The sequence below is a fragment of the Dickeya sp. CFBP 2040 genome (assembly GCF_012273755.1).
Taxonomy (GTDB): domain Bacteria; phylum Pseudomonadota; class Gammaproteobacteria; order Enterobacterales; family Enterobacteriaceae; genus Dickeya; species Dickeya poaceiphila.
The window spans coordinates 1-22,177 of the sequence record NZ_JAAVXH010000046.1 but is presented as its reverse complement, the minus strand read 5'-3'; the positions used below and the strand labels follow the sequence as shown (position 1 = coordinate 22,177).

Sequence of the window (22,177 nt, the reverse complement as noted above, 5' to 3'; positions counted from 1 at the left end):
AGGATCTTGCTATGTCCGTTTATTTTGCCGAACGTGCGTTACTGCCACAGGGAATGGCGCGCCATGTGCGTCTGGAAGTGGATGAACAGGGGTATTTACAATCCGTTACGCCGCAGGCGGAGCCAGAAGGCGCGCAGCGGCTCAGCGGCATCGTACTACCGACAATGGTCAACCTGCATTCACATGCTTTTCAGCGTGCGATGGCCGGGCTGGCGGAGGTGGCGGGTGATCCGCAGGATAGCTTCTGGACCTGGCGTGACCTGATGTATCGCATGGTGGCGAACCTGACGCCGGAGCAGGTCGGGGTGATCGCCACCCGGTTGTACATCGATATGCTCAAGGGCGGCTACAGTCAGGTGGCGGAGTTTCACTATCTGCACCACGACCCGCACGGCAAACCGTACCGTCAGCATGACATGTTGCGTCATCTGCTGGCGGCGGCGCAGCAGGTCGGCATCGGTCAAACCATGCTGCCGGTGCTCTACAGCTACAGCGGCTTCGGCGCACAGCCGCCGCAGCCGGGGCAGGCGCGTTTTATTCAGGATGTAGACCATTACCTGCGCCAGCAGGAAACGCTGGCGGCACTGATTCAGTCTTATCCGTTGCTCAATCATGGGCTGTGTTTCCATTCGTTGCGGGCAGTCAGCCAGAACCAGATGGAAGATGTGCTGGAAGCGACTGACAGCAGCCTGCCGGTGCATATCCATATCGCTGAGCAGCAAAAAGAGGTGAATGACTGCCTGAACTGGAGCGGTGAACGCCCGGTGCAGTGGTTGTTTAATCGGTTTGCGGTGGATGCCCGCTGGTGTCTGGTGCACGCCACGCATTTGGATCAGCAGGAACTGAACCGGTTGGCCGACAGCCTGGCGGTGGCCGGATTATGCCCGACCACCGAGGCTAATCTTGGCGACGGTATTTTCCCGCTCGACCGTTACGTGGCGCTGGGTGGGCGCTGGGGCATCGGTTCTGACAGTCATGTGTCGCTGAATGTGGTAGAGGAGCTACGCTGGCTGGAATACGGGCAGCGGCTGCGCGATCATCGTCGTAACCGGGTGGCGACGGCGCAGCAAGCGGCGGTAGGCAGCCTGTTGTACGCTCAGGCGTTGCAGGGTGGCGCGCAGGCTTGTCGGGTACCGGTTGGCGAACTGAGCGCGGGCTGGCGTGCCGACTGGCTGGTACTGCGCGAGGATGCCTTGTTGAGTGCGGTGGCGGATAACAGCCTGCTCAACCGCTGGCTGTTTGCCGGTGATCGTCAGCAAATCCACGAGGTGTGGGTGGCGGGCAAACCGGTTATCGAAGAGGGGCGGCACGCGCTGGATGAGGATATCGACGCCCGGTTTATCGACGTGATGAAAACATTGCAGGCGGTGATGTGATGCGAACTTTCAGCCTGGATACGCTTTCGGTCAGCCGCTGGAAAAACGGCGGCGGCGAAACCCGCGAGATTTGCCGGATAACATCGACTCAGTCCGACGGTGATTTTGCCTGGCGCGCCAGTATCGCCACCATCGAGAAAGACGGTGATTTCTCCCGTTTTCCCGGTGTCGATCGGGTGATCACGCTGTTGTCTGGGGAAGGGGTAGACCTGTGCGGTGAAGGCTGGCAACACCGGTTGACGTTGCATCAGCCGTTTGCCTTTACCGGTGAACAGGCTATTACCGCGCGGCTGTGCGGCGGCCTCAGCCTGGACTTCAATATTATGGTGGATAGGCGCTGCTATCGGGCGGACGTTGCGGTGGTCAGGGGTACGGCGATGCAGACGCCAGATACCGGCGGCATCGCCTATGTACTGGCAGGCCTCTGGTGTGCGAACACACACCGACTGGCTACCGGAGAGGGGGCATGGTGGCAGTCATCAGGTACATGCTGGACGCCAGATGACGACAATGCTGTCTTACTGCTTGCCACAATTCACGCACGATAACCCGTTCTGTGCATCGTCCTGATGCACAATCATTGGGCGCCGCCATTGTGCAGTGCAACCTGTAATAGTGCGGTGCAATCTGTAAATGCGCGGTGCAACCTGTAAATGTGTGGCGCCGCCTGCGAATGTGTTTCCCTGATGTGCTGCGACTTCCTGTTCACCGCTGCCGGGCGGGGTTGGCCGAATTTATCTACCCGGATTTCCCCATCGACTGAAATCATGGCCCGAATCTTGCTGCTTATCTGGTGTTGTATATACATGTAATGACTTTGAAGCGTAAACACCAGGGGGAAGACATGAAAAAGAGCAAGCTGGTTCAGTCTGTAATTGCCTTATGTGTAGTAAGCACGTCGGCTGTTTTCTGCGCAGGCGTGCAGGCCAAAGAGTGGAAGTCGGTGACTATCGCAACAGAAGGCAGTTATGAACCCTGGAACCTTACCTTGCCCGGCGGCAAGTTGGGTGGATTTGAACCGGAGCTGATGACTCTCCTGTGCCAGAGGATGAACATCCAGTGCAAACTGGTGGTGCAAAACTGGGATGGCATGATAGCGGGTCTGCAGGCCGGTAAGTTCGATGTGATGATGGATGCCATCGTGATTACCCCGGAGCGCAAGCAAGTGGTGGACTTCTCCCTTCCCTATGCCTCCACCCCGGCCAGTTTTATTACCGTCAAAGGTAAGCTGGCGCTGCCTGTCGAAGCAGACAAAGCGATGATTAAGCTGACGGATGATCCTGCCCAGATTAAACCGGCGATAGCGGGCCTGCGCCGCGCGTTACAGGGCAAAACCATCGGTATTGCTTCCGGCACTGTCTATACGCCGTTTATCGACACCTATTTCCGGGATGTCGCCACCGTGCGTGAATACACCGCGTCCGCCGATGCCATTCTGGATTTACAGGCAGGTCGCATTGATGCGGTGTTTGACGATGTCACCTTCGCCAATTCCATCCTCAGCAAACCGGAAAACAGCAGCCTGACGTTAGGTGGCCCGCAGCTGACCGGGCCTATATGGGGAGAAGGGGAAGCGTTGGGCTTTCGTAAAAGCGACCCGGAGCTGAAGGCTAAATTCGATGCCGCGATTAAAGCGGCGCTGGCGGATGGAACAGTCAAAACGCTCAGCGAGAAATGGTTTAAAACGGACGTCACTCCCTAAGACTTGAAGGAAACACTATGCTGGCCCTGTTAGATTTCAGCGATCAGGGGTGGGGCGGCCTGCTGGCGATGGCCGCGCTGACCACCTTGTGCCTGACGATGGCCGCGTTGCTGATCGGCGCCCTGGTCGGCGCGGTGGTTGCCGCGGCTAAACTGTCCACGCGCCGACTCTGGCGCGTGGCGGGGGAGACGTATTCCATCGTGTTTCGTGGCATTCCGGAGCTGCTGATCATCTACCTGTTCTATTTTGGCGGTTCCGGTGTGTTGACGCAGATTGGGCGCTGGTTCGGTGCCGAGGGATTTATCGAACTGCCGCCTTTCCTGATTGGCGCGCTGGCGATTGGGTTAATTTCCGCATCGTATCAGGGCGAGGTGTACCGCGCGGCGCGTCTGGCCGTGAGTAGCGGTGAACTGGAGGCAGCCAGCGCGATGGGGATGTCGCGCTGGCGTATCGGATGGCGGATTCTGCTGCCGCAGGTGATGCGCTTTGCCCTGCCGGGCTTGTCTAATGTCTGGCAGATGAGTCTGAAGGATTCAGCGCTGGTGTCGGTCACCGGCATTATCGAGCTGATGCGCGCCAGCCAGATGGCCGCCGGTTCGACCCGCGACTATTTTCTGTTCTACTTTGCTGGTGCGGCTCTCTATCTGATCCTGACTGTGTTTTCCAATACGGCGTTTGCCCGTCTGGAGCGGATCTTGTCCCAGCCTTATCAGCGCAAAGCGATGCAGGAGCCGTCATGATTGATATTGCCTTTCTGACTCAAACATTCCTGCGGTTACTGTCGGCGCTGCCGGTGACGCTGGGGCTGTTTTTTGCCTCGTTCGCTGTCGGGGCGATGCTTTCGGTGTTGCTGGTGACGATGCGGGTGAGCGCTGTCTGGCCGCTGAGCGGGTTTGCTCGTCTGTATATGTTGATTTTTCGCGGGACGCCGCTGCTGATCCAGCTATTTCTGGTCTATTACGGGCTGGGGCAATTCAGCGTAGTGCGTGACAGCCTGTTCTGGCCGGTACTGCGCGATCCGTTCAGTTGCGCCGTGCTGGCGCTGGCATTGTGCACCGCTGGTTATACCGCAGAAATTCTGCGCGGTGCGCTATTGTCTGTTCCCGCCGGGCAGATTGAAGCCGGTCTGGCGTGTGGTATGTCGCGCTGGCTGCTGCTGCGCCGCATCATTGCGCCGGTGGCGTTGCGTAACGCGCTGCCCGCCTGGTCAACCGAGGCGATCTTGCTGATCAAATCCACCGCGCTGGCCAGTCTGGTCACGGTGTGGGATGTCACCGGCGTCGCACAGCAGGTAATCCAGCGCACGTATCGCACGCTGGAGGTGTTTGTCTGCGCTGCGCTGATTTACCTGCTGCTGAACTTCATTATTGTCAGGGTGTTTGCCTGGCTGGAACGTGCGTTGTCGCCAAATCTGGCCGCTGTGCCGACGTCTTTTGGGAGAGATCATGAATAAAACCGCCCCCATCACCTTATCGATGATCGATATCCGCAAGTCATTCGGCGCGCTTGAGGTGCTCAAAGGTATTTCGCTGGATGCACGCAAAGGCGAGGTGATTTCGCTGCTGGGTGCCAGCGGATCGGGCAAGAGTACCTTTTTGCGTTGCATCAACCTGCTGGAAACGCCAGATGACGGCACGGTTGCCGTCAGTGGTGAAATGATCCTGATGAAGCGTCATAAACTCGGCCACCAGATCGCAGCTGACAGGCGTCAGGTGGAACGGCTGCGTACCCGATTGGGGATGGTGTTCCAGAATTTCAATTTGTGGAGCCATATGACGGTGCTGCAAAACGTCATCGAAGGGCCATTGCATATTCTCAGGCGCTCGCGCGCCGACTGTGTCGAACAGGCTGAGGCGTTGCTGTCGAAGGTCGGGCTGTATGAACGGCGGCATTTTTATCCGACGCAACTTTCCGGCGGCCAGCAGCAGCGAGTGGCGATTGCCAGAGCGTTATCGATGGAGCCGGAGGTGATGTTGTTTGATGAACCGACCTCGGCGCTGGACCCAGAACTGGTCGGCGATGTGCTGAAAGTGATGCGCGGGCTGGCCGAAGAAGGGCGCACCATGCTGGTGGTGACCCATGAAATGGGGTTTGCCCGTCATGTTTCCAGTCGGGTGGTGTTCATGCATCAGGGGCGGATTGACTGCGAGGGCGCACCTGAAGCCATGTTCGGCGGCGACAGTTCGGCGCGTTTTCAGCAATTTATCGCCAGTCACCAGACGGTGTAAGGGGAACACTATGGTTACCGAGATTTGTTGGGGCGATGCACCACTGACATGGCGTGAACTGGTGCAGGTGGCGCGCCACGGTGCACAGCTTAGCCTGAGTGAAGCGGCCTGGCACCGCATGAACCAATCACGACGTATCGTCGAACAGATTGTGGATAGCGAAACGCTGGCCTATGGCGTCAATACCGGGCTGGGCGCGTTATGTAATGTGGCCTTGCCGGTGGAGGATCTGGCGCGGCTGTCGCGCAATACCTTGCTTAGTCACGCTTGCGGCGTAGGGCCGCGGCTGCCTGTCGAACAGACCCGCGCCATCCTGTGTGCGGCGATTGCTAATTACAGTCACGGCAAGTCGGGGATTCAGCCTGATATCGTGCAGGCGTTGCTGACGCTGCTCAATCAAGGGGTGACACCGTGCGTGCCATCGCAAGGCTCGGTCGGCTATCTCACGCATATGGCACATATCGGGCTGGCGTTGATCGGCGTCGGTGAAGTGGAATGGCAAGGTCAGCTACTGCCTGCGTCGGAAGCGTTGCAGCGTATTGGCGTCACGCCGGTGACGCTGGGGGCGAAAGACGGGCTGTCGCTGGTTAATGGTACGCCGTGCATGACCGGACTGGCTTGTCTGGCGCTGGATGATGCGGCGCGGCAACTGGACTGGGCAGATGTGACCGGCGCGATGAGTTTTGAGGCGCTGCGTGGGCAGGCAGTCGCCTTTGACGCTGAGGTGCTGGCATTGAAACCGAGCGCCGGTATTCAACAGGTCGGGCAGCGCCTGCGCGCCCTGTTGGCCGGGAGCCGGATCATTGCCCAGAGCGAAGGCATTCGGACGCAGGATGCGCTGAGCCTGCGATCCATGCCGCAAATTCATGGTGCCTGCCGTGATCAGTTTGCATCATCGGCGCAACGCATCGAGATGGAACTCAATGCCGCCACCGATAATCCGCTGGTGTTGGGCACGCCGGAGCAGTGGCGGGTGATATCGCAGGCGAACCCGCATGGCGAAGCGGTGGCACTGGCGGCAGACAGTCTGGCACTGGCGTTATGCGAACTGGCAGGCGTGGCGGAACGCCGGCTGGACCGGCTGATTAATCCGCTGGTGAGCGGGTTGCCGCCGTTTCTGGTCGCTCAGCCGGGGGTGAATTCCGGCATGATGATCGCCCAGTATGTGGCCGCCTCACTCTGTGGTGAGAACCGCTTATTGGCCCAGCCTGCGGTGGTCGATAACTTTGTCACCTCCGGCTTGCAGGAAGACCACCTGAGTATGGGCACCCCGGCGGCGCTCAAATTGCTGAAGCTGACTGAAAACGTCTGGCAGGTGCTGGCTATTGAATATCTGCTGGCGGCGCAGGCGCTGGATTTTCTCGGTCCGAATAACGCCGGCGTGGGAACACAACTGGCCTGGCAACGGCTGCGCCAGCAGGTTGACGTCTGGCAGGAGGATCGCTGGCTGGCGCCGGATATCGCCCGTGCGGTAGCCGTGCTACGGCATCAGGATTTGGGTTGGGACGAATTGCCCTACCCGAACGGGCAGGGCAGCTCAGAAACGCGCGAATAACGGTGAAAACGGTGAACAGGAACCGGGGAGGCAGGCCAGTTAATTAAACGTTAACCGGTAAAATCGTTGGGGACGCCCGACGGTGCCGTGCTGAATATGTGCTTCCAGCAATTTAATATTCTTGCAGTATTCCAGATAGCGCCGGGCGGTAGATTTACTGATGCCAATCAGGTCGCTCAGGCTGTCGGCGGTGTGCTGGGTGTGTTCGCCGGAAAACGCCGCTCGCACCTGATTGAGCGTCAGCTCGTCGATACCTTTCGGATAGGTGAATCCGGCTGGCGCGCTATGAGGAAGGGTCTGTCGTATTACCCGGTCGATCTCTTCCTGTTGCAGATGCGATTTCTGGCCTACTTTTTTGTTGAACATCAGGTAGTTTTTCAGTGCTTCTTCCAGCCGCTCCAGGATGAACGGTTTGACCAGATAGTCACAGGCGCCGTGCCGTATTGCCGTTTTGATGGTATCGATATCGTTGGCGGCGGTAATAAAAATAACATCGACTTCCGGTTGCGTGGCGCGCAGGTGCTTCATCATGTCGATTCCCGTGCCATCGGGTAGGTAGTTATCCAGCATCACGAGGTCAGGCTTTTGGGCCGCGATAGCTATCCGGGCATCAGCAAGGGTATCTGCACTGCCTAATAGCAGGAATTCAGGATGTTTCCTGAGGAAGCTTTCAATGAAGAAAGCCATATCGTGATTGTCTTCAACCAAAAATACGCTGATCTTGTTTGCCATAGCGTTAATCTTCTAACTATCTGTTAAATCTTGGGAATATAAACGGAAAACACCGCGCCGCCGTTGTCGTCGTCGGTATCAACCAGACACACGCCCTGGGCCTTTTGCACCAGCGACTGCACCAGATACAACCCTACGCCGTGGTGACGGCCAGATTTACTGGTAGTGCCTTTTATAAACAGTTCGTCTATCGCCATGTGATCGAGTCCTGGGCCATTATCCTGAATCGACAAGACGATTTCATCACTGCTGTCGTTAAGATAAAGCTCAATCGACTGAGCATGAGCGGGCATTTTCACCGTGGCTTCCAGCGCGTTATCCAGCAGGTTGCCGATGATGCAGGCCATTTCTTCGGCGCTCAGCGGCGCATCCGTTCCGGTGTAATAGGAGAGCGGATCAATTCGCAGATCGATGCCCAGTTCGCTCGCTCGCCCCAGCTTACCGAGTATCAACCCGGCCACACAGGGGCAGTGAAAGGACTTGATGATGGCATCATAAAGCTGCTGGAGCTGGGCATTTTCCTGTGCGACGTACTGACTGACCCGCTCATATTCCCCCAACTGGAGCAAGCCGTAGATAACGGCCAGCCGGTTTTTGAATTCGTGGCTGATAACTCGCAGCTCTTCGCTTTCATGTTTAATGTGGTTGACCTGCTTGGTCATTAGCGTTTCATTGGTTCTTTCTCTCAAACTGATCACAAAACCGGCAAACTCATCCTGCTGGTTGAGGATGATGGTGCGGTTGGCGATAAACGTCGAGCCATTGAACGCCACATCCACATCGTGGCACTCCTGACGCTCGTCGGATAAAAAGAAATCAGCCGGTACGACATAATCCGTAATGTTATGCCCGGTCAGCGGACCGTTGGGATGGTCGATGGCGAGCATCTTTTTAGCCGCGTTATTGATGGCAATGATGCGCCCTTCCGGGCTGACGGCGATCACACCATCGTAAATGGCGTGCAGAATGGCTCGGCGTACCTGGTATTTATAATTGATCATCTCTGGCGTCAGGCCGGACATCTGTTTTTTCAACAGGCGGTAGGAAAATACGCCGCTTAGCAAGATCAGGATAAAGACGGCGATCAGCAAGCCGAAGAATGGCGAGAAATAATCCTCCAGCAGGTTCCGGCGGTGTGCTTCCGTATACCCAACCGACACATAGCCGATGTATTTTTCATCAAGAAACAGAGGTGCGCGGGTCTTGACGGACGCGCCGGAGTAACCGGTGTTGTTGTCCGTATAGCTTTTTCCATCGTGCAACAGATCAACATTGCCGCTATCACTTATGGTCCGGTTTACCAGAGCTGGGTCCGGATGGTAGAGGCGGATGTTATCCGGGTCGCTGATGACGATAAAATCCGCATCACTGCGAGCGTAGCGCTGATCGATAAGGTTACGCAGTGCCGCCAGATCCCGATGTTCGACGGCCTGCTTGAGTGCAGAGTCTTGCGAGAGGATAAGCGCCAGATTCTTTGATTTATCCGCGACGTCGTGATAGAGCAGGTTGCTGATAATAAGGAAAACCGCGCAGCCGGTCGCCACAACCACAGCCAATGACGTGATGAAATAGTAGAGTATTATCTGATACTTATAGGAACTGCTCGGCTCGCTGCCGGTGGTTATGGCCTCTGACATGGTGTATTCCGTCAGTCATAGTTGTACAGAGAGGGTTGCACAGATAAAAACAGATAAAGACAGCCGTACCCTGTGGGGCAATCCGGGCAACTATACCATCGCAAGACGAAAGGAAGGTTGATGATTGCTTACGAGCCGCAGGAAAACGGTGTTACGTGCTGCTATTTAAACAGACAGGCGGCCTGATTACACCAGGCCGCATCAATGTTTTGAGTGATAAATGTTGTGAGTGATAACGCTTGTTGCGATGACGTTTTTAGCGATTCAACAGTGACAGTACGCTGTGCAGCGAAAGGCCCAGCAACGTAAAATCGGTTGTCGAGTAGGTGGTCGGCGCATCAACGCCTGCGTCGTGAATCGGCTGGAAAATAAAGGCTGAGCCGGCAATAGAAATAATGCCACAGGCCACTGCACCGATGACCGCACCGCGAATGCCGCCGGTGGCGTTACCGATGATGCCTGCGCCGCCGCCGCTGGCAAAGGTAAACAGCAGGCTGGGAACCATCGCCGGATAACCGAATACCGGCAACAGAATCATGGTCAGGAACCCACTGATAGTGCAGCAGATAAAACCGATGAAAACGGCGTTGTTGGAATAGGGAAACAGTGAATAGATTTCAATGGCCGGAATGGATTTTTTGATGATTTTATCGCTGATGCCTTTAAACGCCGGAATCAGTTCTTCGATAAACATATGGACGCCACGGGTCAACATATAAACCCCCGCAGAAAATAACCCGGCTTGTTTCAGCAAAAACAAAAAGATGTTGGTATGGCTATGGTCTTTATGGCTGGCGTCTGCAATCGCCTGCACATGATCAGCACCGGCGACCAGTGAGGAGACAACAAAAAACAATAACATGACGAAGAACGTTGAAACTTGTTTGTCTTTTAAGAAACCGATGCTGGTTGGAATAGCCAGTTTTTCTGCGTCGTTTTCTTTATTGCCGAATTTTTCGCCCAACCAGCCCGCCAGCATATAACTGGTGGAGCCAAACTGGCCGATGGAGAAATCGCCGGACCGTCGCAGCTCGTCGCAGTTTTCAATTTGTCGGCAATAACGCACCAGCAAGGCGGGAGAGATAACGCACCATATTCCGGTAATAAATGTAGCCAGCATGGCTGAGTTGGAAACAGAGATGCCGTGCAGCATGGCAATAATCGTCAGGCAACTTACCATGAAAAAAACATGGTGCCCGGAAAGGACGATATATTTCAGTGGGGTGATTTTGGCCAGCACAATGTTGAAAAACATCGCGCCGATAAGCCCGGCGGCAATGGCTGAAGAATAGAGCTTGCCCAGTTTTTCCATGGCGACAACGATAACAACCTCGTTGTTAGGGACGATGCCCTGAACGTGAAAGGCTGTCAGGAATATTTTCGAAAAATTACTCAATGATGGAGAAATGAGTAAATCCGCGCTGGCGAAAAGAATGACAAAACCAAGATAGGTTCTGATTGTTGAAGTAATAATTTCATTGATATTCTTCTTTTGAATAATATTTCCCAACATGGTGAAAAGACTCACCAATATGGCGGCGTCTTTGAGTAACTCAATAAGAAATTGAAACACGGTTTTCCCCTTATTAATAAACTTCTACTCAGGATAAAATAGCCGTGTTCATGTCAGTGAAAATTGATCGGTGATCACATTGGTGGGTAAATTAAAAGCATTAAATGATTTTTATGCTTTTAATTATTATCCCATTGCTTTTTCATTTTTGTTTCTTTACCGTCGGCGGCGTTTGAATCTGGTGCATTTTAGCTGTTCTATGTTAATTAATATCTCTGTGAATGTTAAGTGTGGTGATTGATTAATTTTCTTATTTCAGCATTGTTAAGTTTTTGGTCGATATTATCTTCGCTATAGCCTAAATAATTCGAGTTGCAGGACAACACGCTCGCGTGTTGAACAACGCCATGCGTTGGCCCTTTAGAGTCTTGTAACGCGGCAACCGAGTGACAAATCGTCGGGAACGAATTTGACCAGCCAATGCATCTGCAACTTGAAGTATGACGGGTATATAATAGCGTTGTCGTTGGCGCTCTGACATACCTGACAATGACACGACGCGTAACATAGCCAAACAGAATAAAAAGTAGGTGGTTTCGGCATTGATGTGGAACTTGTCTCCCCTCGTGATGCAACAAGGTCGGCTCCATCTGCTTTCTTCATGTATTGGTGGCGAAAGCGCCACATGTGGCACTTTCGCCGCCATACCACCACAAGGTGTTTTTTCCCTGCGTACCGATAACCGACGCAACGGCGACAAGTGATGCTGCCTAGCCGCCAAACCGCCCGAATAACTGATAACGAGATCCGGGATAGAACAACCGGGCCGCGGTGACGATGCGCGAACCGTGCCAGGTGCGGCGGCGGATTAACAGGCAAGGCTCCTGTTCGCCCAGCGCCAGCAGGTCACGCTGACGTGGTTCGGCAGCGACGGCTTCTACCCGGTGCTCGCCAGCCGTCAGCGGGGCCACGCGGCTCAGGTAACTGTGCGGTGTGGCGCGGGTAAAATCCTGTTGCAGGTAGTCCGGTGCCGCCTGCGGGTTGACGTAGCGGATTTCCAGTTGTACCGGCACATCGTTTTCATAGTGCACAATTTGTGAATGGAACAGCGGTTGGCCGGGATTGATATCCAGTTGCGCTGCCTGATCGCCGTCAGCATTGAGGGTTTCCAGCACCAGCACCCGGCTGCTGTGACGATGGCCGCGTGCGGCGATTTCATCGGCGATGTTGTGGACTTCCAGCATCGCGGTATGCGCCTTTTGTTCCGCCACAAAGGTTCCCACGCCCTGCATACGTACCAGAAATCCTTCGCTGGTGAGTTCCCGCAACGCCCGGTTGATAGTCATACGGCTCACGCCCAGTTCACTGACCAGTTCGCTTTCCGATGGTACGCGTTGGTGTGGTTGCCAGACGCCGCTGCGGATCTGAATGATAATGGCTTGCTTTACCCGCTGATAGATGGGAGCAGGGGTGTCACTCATGGCGGCGGCGAGCTGGGAAGCCGTTTGCTGGTCGGTCAAGGCGTTATCCTCAAAGACGATTGATAAGCGCAGTGTAGCGAACAAGGCGCAGTCCTGTATAGACAACCTGCGATGTGATAACTCCCTCTCGTTGGTAAATATATAAAAACATCGCTCCCTGACGTTATACTGACGATATATTTACGAAATCCTGAACATCAGTGTGGAATTCAGGCAACATTGCCATCAATTTGCTTGCGGATTCGTGTACGTATTTTAAATAAGAGTCGATCATCAAATGGATACATTATTTTCCTGCGTAGGGTGCGGCAAATGCTGCACGGGTCATCATGTTCCTCTGACCCTGGCTGAAGCGAAGCAATGGGCGCAGGATGGTGGGCAAATCATCGTGCTGGTCGAAGGTTTTTTGCAAAATGGCATCGGTATACAACCAGAACAGCGCCATCATGCTCAGTCGCGTTCCTGTGAGGTGATAAGCGGCGATACCAGAGCATTTATTGCTATCACCTTCGCCGCTTACAGTCCTGGCCCTTGTCGGCATCTGGACGAGGAATTGCGCTGCCGGATCTATGAACGGCGGCCACTGGTGTGTCGTATCTACCCGATGGAGATAAACCCACATATTCCGTTGCGGCAGGCCAACAAAGACTGTCCGCCGGAGGCATGGCAACAAGGTGTGGCGCTGATTGTTTCAGACCGGCTGGTGGATAACGACACTCAAGCGCTGATCGAACGCTCTCGTCAGGCAGACCGCGAAGACATTCACTTTAAAGCATCAATTTGCAACTGGCTGGGGATCGCCACCAGTGCGCTGAAAGGCGATGGTTTCACGGCTTATCTGCCGGATATGACGGCCTTTACATCAGCGATGGAGCTGGCCGGACAATTCACGGCTGAAGAACATGCTGAAGCCGCGGGTAGCCGGGCGTGGCAGTTCCATGTTTCTGGCGAAGAGGTACTGGAACGCGTGAAACAGGCAGGGGCGGAGGCGATAACCGGGCCGTCTCAGTATTATGGTTTTATTGGCTTGCGTGCCGACTGATGCTGTCATACGTACCATGCACGCCATGATATCGGCGTTGTGGCCTAAAACAGGGCAGGGTGCACAATGATAGAGCAACCTGCCGCTGTTCGGATTCGTCAACCCCGCTATTACTTACCGCTTTTTCCGATGTTTTTCCCGCTGTTGTGCCGGTTGTTGCATTCTCGCCATGCTCTGGCATGGCTCTTGCTTGTATAGACAAGATTATACACTTGAGGGTGACCGCCTTTTTCTTTCCCGAACAGAAGCGGGAGCCGGTATGCTGCAACAGGTCGGCGTAAAACCAACATGACGGTGGATTTTCCCCGACCAGGCGGCTATACACTTAAAATCTCACCGGAATTTATAGCGCGCAACGCGTGGGGATGACGGTGATTCGTGGTGAAGCCTGACAGGCGCTGATGCATTGAAGGACGCGTCTGTCGGGGAAAGCAGGATGAGACATACGGGCCGGCTGGATAATAGGAAATGAAGTCAGCTGGATTTTTTTTAGTCTTACTTGTCTATACAGGATTAGATATATGTCACAAACCCGAAACTATTGCCTGACGCCCGGCACGGTGGATCTCGCCACGCTGCGCGCTGTGTATCAGGGACATGTCACCCTGACGCTGGCACAACAAGCCCGCACAGCGGTGGCGACAGCACAGGAAACGGTGCAAGGCATTGTTCGTCAGGACCGGGTGGTCTATGGCATCAACACCGGTTTTGGCAAGCTGGCCCAGACTCGCATTCCGGCTGACAGGCTGGCGGAGTTACAGCGCAATCTGGTGCTGTCGCACAGTGTCGGCATTGGCGATCTGCTACCGGATGACGTGGTGCGTCTGGTGATGGCGACCAAAATCATTAGTCTGGCGCGTGGGCATTCCGGGGTGCGGTTGCAGGTCATCGACACCTTACTGGCGCTGTTTAACGCCGGGGTAATGCCCTGTATTCCAGAGAAAGGCTCGGTGGGCGCCAGCGGCGATTTGGCACCACTGGCGCACCTGTCGCTGCTGTTACTGGGGGAAGGGCAGGCGCGGGTCGATGGCGTGTTGATCCCGGCGGCTGAGGGGCTGGCGCGGGCGGGCGTCAAACCACTGGTGCTGGGGCCGAAAGAAGGGCTGGCGCTGCTCAACGGCACCCAGGTGTCTACTGCGCTGGCGCTGCGCGGATTATTCGAGGCTGAGCAGGTGTTTGCCGCCGGTCTGGTGGCGGGCGCGCTATCACTGGAAGCAATCAAAGGCTCGGTGAAGCCGTTTGATGCTCGCATCCATCAGGCGCGTGGCCAGCAAGGACAGATTGCGGTAGCGGCGGCGGTCAGCGCTTTGCTGGCAGATAGCGAGATTTTACAGTCACATGCCCACTGTGGCCGGGTGCAAGACCCGTACTCGATTCGTTGCGTGCCGCAAGTGATGGGCGCGTGTCTGGACAACGTGCACCATGCCGCTCGCGTGTTGTGCATCGAAGCCAACGCCGCGTCGGATAATCCGCTGGTGTTTCCGGAAACCGACGAGGTTATTTCCGGCGGTAATTTTCATGCCGAGCCGGTCGCGTTTGCCGCTGACATCATCGCACTGGCGGTAGCGGAAATCGGCGCTATTTCTGAACGGCGCATGGCGCTGTTGCTGGACAGCACATTGTCCGGGCTGCCGCCGTTTCTGGTTAATGACGGCGGCGTCAACTCCGGCTTCATGATAGCTCAGGTCACCGCCGCCGCGCTGGCGTCGGAAAACAAGTCGCTGGCTCACCCCGGCAGTGTAGACAGCCTGCCGACCTCCGCCAATCAAGAGGACCATGTATCGATGGCGACCTATGCCGCCCGCCGTCTCGGCAGCATGTGCTTTAACACCGCCACTGTGGTGGGGATTGAAGCCATGGCCGCGGCACAGGGTATCGATTTCCATCGCCCACTGAAAAGCTCACCGCTACTGGAACGCGAACTGGAACAGGTGCGTGAACAGGTAGCGTTTTTAGACCATGACCGCCTGATGGCGACCGATATTGACCTGATGCGACAGTGGGCCAGCAGTCATCGCTGGCCGTCTGTTATCACTGCATTGTTACCCAGTTATGCCTTTGCTCCGGCTTCTGTCTGATAAGGAATTTGCCATGACCACCTCTTCTTCAACGACGTCTTCTGTTGCTCGTGTTGTCCGTGCGCCGCATGGCACCGAACTGCACTGTGAAAACTGGCTGATCGAAGCCGCCTACCGCATGATCCAGAACAATCTTGACCCGGATGTGGCCGAACGCCCGGAAGATCTGGTGGTGTATGGTGGTATCGGTAAGGCGGCCCGCAACTGGGACTGCTTCGACGCTATTCTGACCAGCCTGCGCCAGTTGAAAGCGGATGAAACGCTGCTGGTGCAATCCGGTAAGCCGGTCGGGGTATTTCGTACCCACGCTGATGCGCCCAGGGTGTTGATTGCCAACTCTAATCTGGTGCCGCACTGGGCCACCTGGGAGCATTTCCATGAACTGGATAAAGCCGGGCTGATGATGTATGGACAGATGACTGCCGGGTCGTGGATTTACATCGGTGCGCAGGGCATCGTGCAGGGTACCTATGAAACCTTCGCGGAGGCTGGCCGCCAGCACTATCACGGCGATCTGAGCGGAAAATGGATTCTGACTGCCGGGCTTGGCGGCATGGGGGGCGCTCAGCCGCTGGCCGGCGTGCTGGCCGGTGCGTCGGTGCTGGCGGTGGAGTGTCAGGAATCCCGTATCGATTTCCGGCTGCGTACCCGTTATCTCGACTATAAAGCCAATACGCTTGATGAGGCGCTGGCGATGATCGCCGATGCCTGTGCGCAGAAAAAAGCTATCTCTGTCGGCCTGCTCGGCAATGCCGCCGAGGTGTTGCCGGAACTGGTGAAACGCGCCAAGGCAGGGGGGATGAAACCGGATATCGTCACCGACCAGACCTCCGCACATGACCCGCTCAACGGCTATCTGCCGGCAGGCTGGAGTGTGGAACGTTGGCAGCAGGAGCGCGCCAGCCATCCGGAAGCGGTAGTCAAGGCCGCTTGTGCGTCGATGGCAGTACACGTGCAGGCAATGCTGGATTTTTGCCACATGGGCGTACCCACGGTGGATTACGGCAACAATATTCGCCAGCGTGCGTTGGATGAGGGCGTGCGTAACGCCTTCGATTTCCCCGGTTTCGTTCCGGCGTATATCCGCCCGCTGTTTTGCGAAGGCAAAGGACCGTTCCGCTGGGTAGCGTTGTCTGGCGATCCGCAAGATATCTACAAGACTGATGCCAAACTCAAAGAACTGTTTCCGGATAACCACCACCTGCACCGCTGGCTGGACATGGCGCGTGAACGCATCGCTTTTCAGGGGCTGCCGTCGCGCATCTGCTGGCTGGGGCTGGGAGAGCGGCATCTGGCCGGGCTGGCATTTAATGAAATGGTGCGTAACGGTGAACTGAAAGCGCCGATCGTTATTGGCCGCGACCATCTGGATTGCGGATCGGTGGCCTCGCCCAACCGGGAAACGGAAGCGATGCAGGATGGCTCGGATGCGGTATCAGACTGGCCGCTGCTCAACGTGCTGCTGAATACGTCAGGCGGCGCGACCTGGGTCAGCCTGCATCACGGCGGCGGCGTTGGCATGGGCTTTTCACAACATGCCGGCATGGTGATTGTCTGCGACGGCAGCGAACAGGCGGATGCCCGACTGGCGCGTGTGTTGTGGAACGACCCGGCTACCGGGGTGATGCGCCACGCTGATGCCGGTTACGACGTCGCCAAAGTCTGTGCGGCGGCGCATCAGTTGAATTTGCCGATGGTGAAATAACACGGTGAGGTGGGTCCCGTACGCTTGCGAGACGGCGGGACGTCACTTGATCGATGCTAACCGAACAGGCCAGAATCGATAAGACAATGATCTGATGTTTGCTGTGCTGTTTTATAGTAATAGTTTGCGGTTAATTCTATGTTTTATAACGATAGCAGACAGGAATCATCATAATGCAGCAGGTTTTCTTTCCAGCCACTGTGTTACGTGGCGCCGGGGTGAGTCAACAGTTGGGCGACGTTTGCGCCCGGTTCGGCAGTCGGGTCCTGGTGGCAGGAGGGCATCAGGCTCTGGCGGCCACGCAGACTCTGATCATTGAGCAACTGCGGCAGGCCGGGGTAACGCTGACGGCGGTGGAGTGGTCCGGTGAGCAGTGCAGCGTCAGTCAGATAGAACGGTTGTGCGCGCGGGTGCGTAAAACGGACAGCGATGTGGTGCTGGCGGCGATTGTTCGTGCCTCGATTGAGGCGCCGGATATGGCGAACATGCCGTTTAGCGTGACGGAGTCGCAGTTGCATCAGGCGATTCGCCGGGTTGAAACGCTGGCGGTGTGCGTCACTGCCGGGTAATACGTTAACGATGACGGAGCCGTATCGCCCTGCAGGTACGGCAATAACAAAGACCGGGCGAACCCGGTCTTTGTCTGATTGATACTTATGGAAGCCCGTGTGGTGTTTCAATCGGTCAGATGACCCTGTCAGAGTTTACTGACGCCGGAATGACTCACCTTGCAGTTGGCGGTGTCCCACTTTTCACCGTATTTTTCCGTTGACCCCTGGCCTTTCACCACGCCTTTGAATTCCTCGCAGACTGGCGGTTTGCCTTCTTTATAATTTTTGATTTTCAGACCACTGATGGTTGCCACATCACCGTAGTTACGGTTAACGCCGGCAATGCTGTCAATGGTGCCGTTAACGGTGGCGCTGATGATGTTCAGGAAGCGTGGGCCGCCATTGTTGGAACAGTCACCGCAGGAACGCCACAGTTTTCCGTGTTCACCGGTCAGGGTAAAGTTGCCCTTCACCACGGTGGTGCTGTTTTTGGAGTTGTGTTGCAGCACTTTGTCCGGTTTTCCGCCGTAACCATCTTTGGCGTTATGCGCTATCCCGCCAATGATGGTCAGGGTTTTACCGTTATTGGTTGCGGCATCTTCGCAGATGTCTTCCCAAATGACGTTTTCGATGGTGCAGTCGCCACTTTCACAATGAATACCATCCGCACCGCCGGAGGCCGAAATGCGCAGGTTTTTCACCGTGGCGTTTTTCAGGATGATCAGCGGTTTTTGTTTATCGCTGTCATTCGGGCAGGAGGTACCAATGGTCACGCCGCCGCAATCGACGGTGCGGTTTTCGAATGTGGCGCCCGGTTTACACTCAGAGCTGGCTTTCGCTGCACGCAGCGGACCGGTGCTCGGTGCGGTGGTCACGGCATTCGAAACGGTCTGGCTTTGATTGTCGCTGACAACATCCACCCAGTACCAGTAGCTAACGCCGCTATTGGTATCGGCATCGTTAAAGGTGCGGGTTTCTGCATCCAGTACGGCGATGCGTTCACGCAGGTCAGGATTACTGGTTGTGCCGCGATACACTTCCTGACGCACGACTTTACTGGCATCGGTAGACCAGCCCAGATAATTGACATCACTTTTCTGGGACAACATCAGTGTGGTTTGGGTCGCAAGCGATGGTGCCGCCAGCGCGAGTGCACACAGAGGCAATACATACTTAAACATACAATCTCCTTGTAAATCCCACAGGTATTGACTCTCATTCAGTTGAGAGAAAGAAATAAATAAAAGCGGGTACTTCCTGAAAGTATCGAGATTACTATAGAACAAAAAATAAAAAATTTGATGAAAATAAAACGATGTTTTGGAAAATAATCTTTGGGGTGAGTCATCCGTCTTATTCTCTGATTATGAAAGGAGAATTCCATCATGATTATTTGTGACGTACGAATAAAAAATATAAAAACACATGTGACAAGCATCAATTTTTTATTTTTTTTGAATTGATTTTTATGTATGCAAGAGATTGCCTGGCAGGGATATAGGTAACGTGCAAATAATACGGTATGTGTTTTAATTTGCTATAAGTGAGATGTTGACTTCTTACGCCACGGGCGAACCACCACGTGATAATTGAGTAGAAAATAATAGCTATCAATGTAATGTTGAATTTGATGTCACCCACCGCAAGTTGGAAATAAAAAAGAAACTGTCATGCTGATTTTCATTCCTGAAGGCAGAATGTGGAAACTACTCAAATATACCCGTCATATTTCACGTTGCAGGTGTGCTGCTTTATTACTTGGCCTATCCGAATAACGGGCTGTCGAGGTCGCCTCTGAGGCCGCAAAAGAAACCCGGCGGGTTGTATGACGCGCCGGGTTTGCAAAGGCTGTTTTATCGGGAAACCAGTACTACTGCGTTCCTGATAAGACAAAAGGCTATTACGCAGTGGTGTTGATATTGCGTCCAATTGCCGGATTGGCAGGCAGTGGTGGAATCGACTGGATGAGGCTGTTTACGGTGTCTTTTTGATTATCCAGAGATTTTTTCAACACAGTGGTACTCAGCTCACCGCTAAGCTGCATGTTACTAAGACCAGTGGAAAGCATTGCAATCTGTGATGCATCCATCTTGATTATCCTATTGTTTGGGGCTGGGGAAGTACCGATATGCTGGCCGTGTATTGCACCAGCATCTTTAATAATATCGGCGTTTTTTGCTCAAACTTTACTCTAGCAGACGTTGCGTATAACTGCCGTTCTTTTCATCACACTATTGAGCGTCCGCAACGTCGTCGTCGAAGAACCAGTAGCCTTGATTGATCAATCCAGTTAATTCGGCAACGAAAGCCGGGCTGTGCAGTGCTTCACCCAGTTCCTTTTTACCGATAGTGGTGTAACGGCACAGTGCATCGGCAGCGTCCGGGGCGACGGTATCCCATTTTTCACTATTAATGAAAAAATGGTTTCCGATATGCAGTACCCGTAACCCGTTTAAGCGGGTAAGGACTTCGCCGGCCAGCAGCGCATCGGCTATCTCACCTGGCTCGTAGGGGGGTTCTGCCGGAGCAATGTCCAGCTCATGGCGCGGAGTACTCACGAAGCGACCGAACCATTGTGTAAAATCTTCCGGCTGATTGATCATGTTGATCATCATCGTACGCAGGCGCTCAAGCTCATACTGTTCCACCCGGCCTGGATGTTCCCGGCAGGTTAAATCCGGATCGCTGTAGTGTTCGCCGCCGAGATCGTTTTCCAGCGCATAGTCGGCAAAGCTGCTGATTAAATCCCTGCCGTTGGGTCCGCGAAAACCGACCGAGTAGTTGAGTGCGGTTTCAAAGGTGAATCCGTCGTGTGGGAAGCCCGGCGGAATATATAAAATATCGCCCGGTTCAAGTTCTTCATCAATGATCGGCGTGAAAGGATCAACATGCAGCAGTGCCGGATGCGGACAGAACTGGCGCATCGGCAGCTTATCGCCAACGCGCCAACGACGGCGACCCATACCCTGAATAATAAATACGTCGTACTGGTCGATATGCGGTCCGACGCCGCCGCCCGGTACGGAAAAGGAGATCATCAAATCGTCTAAACGCCAGTCCGGTAGTACGCGAAACGGGCGCACCAGTTCGGCTGACGGTACATGCCAATGGTTAACCGCCTGAGCTAACAGGGACCAGTCGGTTTCTCCTAAATGATCAAACTGCTCAAACGGCCCATTCCACGCCTGCCATTCGCCGTTGACATGGCTGACGATACGGCTGTCTACTTCCGGCTCCATGGCCAGACCGGCCAGCTCATCCGGCGTAATCGGGTCGATGAAGTTCGGGAAGGCGTTTTTTAGGACAACCGGTTGTTTTTGCCAGTATCTTTCTAAAAATTCAGGCCAGTTAAGGTTAAGTTGATAAGCCATACATTCACACCAGTGAGAAGACAAACGGGCTTGATTATAAAGAGGCTGACACCAGTAGCGCCTTGTCATTGGTCAAGGTCGTGTGTTGAGGTCGTCGTCACCGTGCTGGAATGCTGGTTATAGTCGTCATGATCCGAGTTGCAGGTGAGCGGGGTTGTCTGCAACTCGACTTATTTTGGGTATAAACATGTCGCACCCAAAAAAGCACTGGGCGCTATTACACGTTAAGCTATTTTTTTATATTCATTATTTTGTAGCGTAATGTTTTGTAGCGCAAAAAAATAATATAGGCACGAAGCGTGAAGAAACCGACAATACCACCGGAGACTAGCGCTAATAGCAGAACCATCGGGCGACTAAGGATATGGTCAACCGAGGTAGCCTGAAGATAGCCGAGATAATAGCGGAAAGGGAAATAGAATAAAAAAATTGTAATAACAGAATACGTTCCTGGCACAGTTACCGTGCCTTCCTTACGACCTGGGCGATAGGTTTGAGATGAAAAAAGTCGATTTGCTACCATGCCACCCACTATACAGCCTGATACCCACATGAGACAGGAAATGAGTATGTTGCCATGCTGCAGTAATGATATTATTGAAAAAATCATAAAGCAGCCTGGAATAAGCAACAACAGCTTAACGCTAACATCTTTCTGAAAACAAAAGGTCATACAGTAGAATGTGGCTGAAGCTAAAATTATCAACACCCACCATGGCATCCCTGTCATAATTTCTAACATAATTACTCCGTGTGTTAATGTACAACGCTATCACCAGTAAGAATGGCAATCGCCTGTATGGTATCTGACGGGCTTTTATTGAACAAATAAAATAATTTTAACGCTACGCTCGATTTGACTGAGATAATTAGATTCTATTATGACAGAGTATTGCTCTATTTTTCTCATGAAGGATGGCATTTTCTGTTTTCCTTTCCCGGTTTTTTATGTAATACGCGTATAATTTTGTTTTATATGATGTATTCATCTCGGTTAACCTGCCTGATTGCTACGTAATAAGACGAATTATCAACAAACTAGATTTGCCTGCTAATTATTGTTGCTGCTTTTTTTTGATGACGATTAAGTGATGTTTTGGTGTCAGTTTTATGTCTATTACAAAAGAATGTTTAGTATCGGACTTTGCCCTGGTGAATGTACTAATACATTAATTAATAACCAACATTTAATTTCATATAAATTAT

General features: G+C 53.9%; 19 protein-coding genes. 11 read left to right on the top strand and 8 right to left on the bottom strand.

Features of this window, described 5'->3' with window-relative positions; all coding sequences use genetic code 11:
* Nucleotides 1-11 precede the first annotated feature (11 nt).
* The 7 genes from Dpoa2040_RS06640 (at nucleotide 12) to hutH (Dpoa2040_RS06610) (ending at nucleotide 6,861) form a co-directional block, all read left to right on the top strand.
* Nucleotides 12-1,376: a formimidoylglutamate deiminase gene (locus Dpoa2040_RS06640; RefSeq protein WP_168640753.1), complete on the top strand. Its 1,365-nt coding sequence runs from the start codon at nucleotides 12-14 to the stop codon at nucleotides 1,374-1,376.
* Nucleotides 1,376-1,924 carry a HutD family protein gene (locus Dpoa2040_RS06635; RefSeq protein WP_168640752.1) on the top strand — a complete coding sequence of 183 codons (549 nt, stop codon included), beginning with the start codon at nucleotides 1,376-1,378 and terminating at the stop codon, nucleotides 1,922-1,924. Before Dpoa2040_RS06640 ends, Dpoa2040_RS06635 begins: the two co-directional genes overlap by 1 nt.
* 296 nt (nucleotides 1,925-2,220) lie before the next feature.
* A complete protein-coding gene (locus tag Dpoa2040_RS06630) occupies nucleotides 2,221-3,078 on the top strand; it encodes a transporter substrate-binding domain-containing protein (protein WP_168640750.1) in 858 nt (285 codons plus the stop codon).
* A gap of 17 nt (nucleotides 3,079-3,095) precedes the next feature.
* Nucleotides 3,096-3,818, top strand: coding sequence for an ABC transporter permease (locus Dpoa2040_RS06625; RefSeq protein WP_168640748.1), 723 nt, complete (start codon nucleotides 3,096-3,098; stop codon nucleotides 3,816-3,818).
* Entirely contained in the window at nucleotides 3,815-4,531 is a 717-nt protein-coding gene (locus Dpoa2040_RS06620) for an ABC transporter permease (RefSeq protein WP_168640746.1), read from the top strand. The genes Dpoa2040_RS06625 and Dpoa2040_RS06620 overlap by 4 nt, the downstream gene beginning before the upstream one ends.
* Nucleotides 4,524-5,306, top strand: coding sequence for an ABC transporter ATP-binding protein (locus tag Dpoa2040_RS06615; RefSeq protein WP_168640743.1), 783 nt, complete (start codon nucleotides 4,524-4,526; stop codon nucleotides 5,304-5,306). The genes Dpoa2040_RS06620 and Dpoa2040_RS06615 overlap by 8 nt, the downstream gene beginning before the upstream one ends.
* Before the next feature lie 10 nt (nucleotides 5,307-5,316).
* A complete protein-coding gene (hutH, locus tag Dpoa2040_RS06610; protein ID WP_168640742.1) occupies nucleotides 5,317-6,861 on the top strand; it encodes a histidine ammonia-lyase in 1,545 nt (514 codons plus the stop codon).
* Nucleotides 6,862-6,900: 39 nt separating this feature from the next.
* Here the strand turns inward: hutH (Dpoa2040_RS06610) and Dpoa2040_RS06605 are convergent, their stop codons facing one another.
* The 4 genes from Dpoa2040_RS06605 to hutC all read right to left on the bottom strand — a co-directional run bounded on the left by Dpoa2040_RS06605 (nucleotide 6,901) and on the right by hutC (nucleotide 12,263).
* The gene (locus Dpoa2040_RS06605; RefSeq protein ID WP_071604332.1) at nucleotides 6,901-7,593 is read right to left on the bottom strand and encodes a response regulator; all 693 of its coding nucleotides are present in this window, start codon (nucleotides 7,591-7,593) and stop codon (nucleotides 6,901-6,903) included.
* Between the two features lie 23 nt (nucleotides 7,594-7,616).
* Nucleotides 7,617-9,230, bottom strand: coding sequence for a sensor histidine kinase (locus Dpoa2040_RS06600; RefSeq protein ID WP_042871953.1), 1,614 nt, complete (start codon nucleotides 9,228-9,230; stop codon nucleotides 7,617-7,619).
* A 256-nt stretch (nucleotides 9,231-9,486) separates the two neighbouring features.
* Nucleotides 9,487-10,803, bottom strand: coding sequence for a PTS transporter subunit IIC (locus tag Dpoa2040_RS06595; RefSeq protein ID WP_042871951.1), 1,317 nt, complete (start codon nucleotides 10,801-10,803; stop codon nucleotides 9,487-9,489).
* Between the two features lie 710 nt (nucleotides 10,804-11,513).
* A complete protein-coding gene (gene hutC, locus Dpoa2040_RS06590; protein ID WP_042874031.1) occupies nucleotides 11,514-12,263 on the bottom strand; it encodes a histidine utilization repressor in 750 nt (249 codons plus the stop codon).
* A gap of 238 nt (nucleotides 12,264-12,501) precedes the next feature.
* Here hutC and Dpoa2040_RS06585 point away from each other — a divergent pair, with 238 nt between their 5' ends.
* From Dpoa2040_RS06585 to Dpoa2040_RS06570, 4 genes are all read left to right on the top strand, one after another.
* Entirely contained in the window at nucleotides 12,502-13,266 is a 765-nt protein-coding gene (locus Dpoa2040_RS06585) for a YkgJ family cysteine cluster protein (protein ID WP_168640740.1), read from the top strand.
* A 521-nt stretch (nucleotides 13,267-13,787) separates the two neighbouring features.
* Nucleotides 13,788-15,344, top strand: a complete 1,557-nt coding sequence (gene hutH, locus Dpoa2040_RS06580) for a histidine ammonia-lyase (protein WP_168640738.1) — start codon at nucleotides 13,788-13,790, stop codon at nucleotides 15,342-15,344.
* Nucleotides 15,345-15,357: 13 nt separating this feature from the next.
* Nucleotides 15,358-17,049 (top strand): urocanate hydratase, encoded by a 1,692-nt coding sequence (hutU, locus tag Dpoa2040_RS06575; RefSeq protein WP_168640737.1) that lies wholly within the window; start codon nucleotides 15,358-15,360, stop codon nucleotides 17,047-17,049.
* Between the two features lie 173 nt (nucleotides 17,050-17,222).
* Complete coding sequence (locus tag Dpoa2040_RS06570; RefSeq protein ID WP_246867259.1) at nucleotides 17,223-17,618, top strand: iron-containing alcohol dehydrogenase; 396 nt, start codon at nucleotides 17,223-17,225, stop codon at nucleotides 17,616-17,618.
* A 128-nt stretch (nucleotides 17,619-17,746) separates the two neighbouring features.
* On the opposite strand, the gene pelI is transcribed toward Dpoa2040_RS06570, so the two are convergent.
* From pelI to Dpoa2040_RS06550, 4 genes are all read right to left on the bottom strand, one after another.
* Complete coding sequence (pelI, locus tag Dpoa2040_RS06565; RefSeq protein WP_168640735.1) at nucleotides 17,747-18,781, bottom strand: pectate lyase PelI; 1,035 nt, start codon at nucleotides 18,779-18,781, stop codon at nucleotides 17,747-17,749.
* A 719-nt stretch (nucleotides 18,782-19,500) separates the two neighbouring features.
* Nucleotides 19,501-19,689, bottom strand: a complete 189-nt coding sequence (locus tag Dpoa2040_RS06560) for a YjfB family protein (protein WP_042871943.1) — start codon at nucleotides 19,687-19,689, stop codon at nucleotides 19,501-19,503.
* A 142-nt stretch (nucleotides 19,690-19,831) separates the two neighbouring features.
* Entirely contained in the window at nucleotides 19,832-20,971 is a 1,140-nt protein-coding gene (locus Dpoa2040_RS06555) for a cupin domain-containing protein (RefSeq protein WP_168640733.1), read from the bottom strand.
* A gap of 229 nt (nucleotides 20,972-21,200) precedes the next feature.
* Nucleotides 21,201-21,713, bottom strand: a complete 513-nt coding sequence (locus Dpoa2040_RS06550) for a hypothetical protein (RefSeq protein WP_168640732.1) — start codon at nucleotides 21,711-21,713, stop codon at nucleotides 21,201-21,203.
* Between the last annotated feature and the right edge of the window lie 464 nt (nucleotides 21,714-22,177).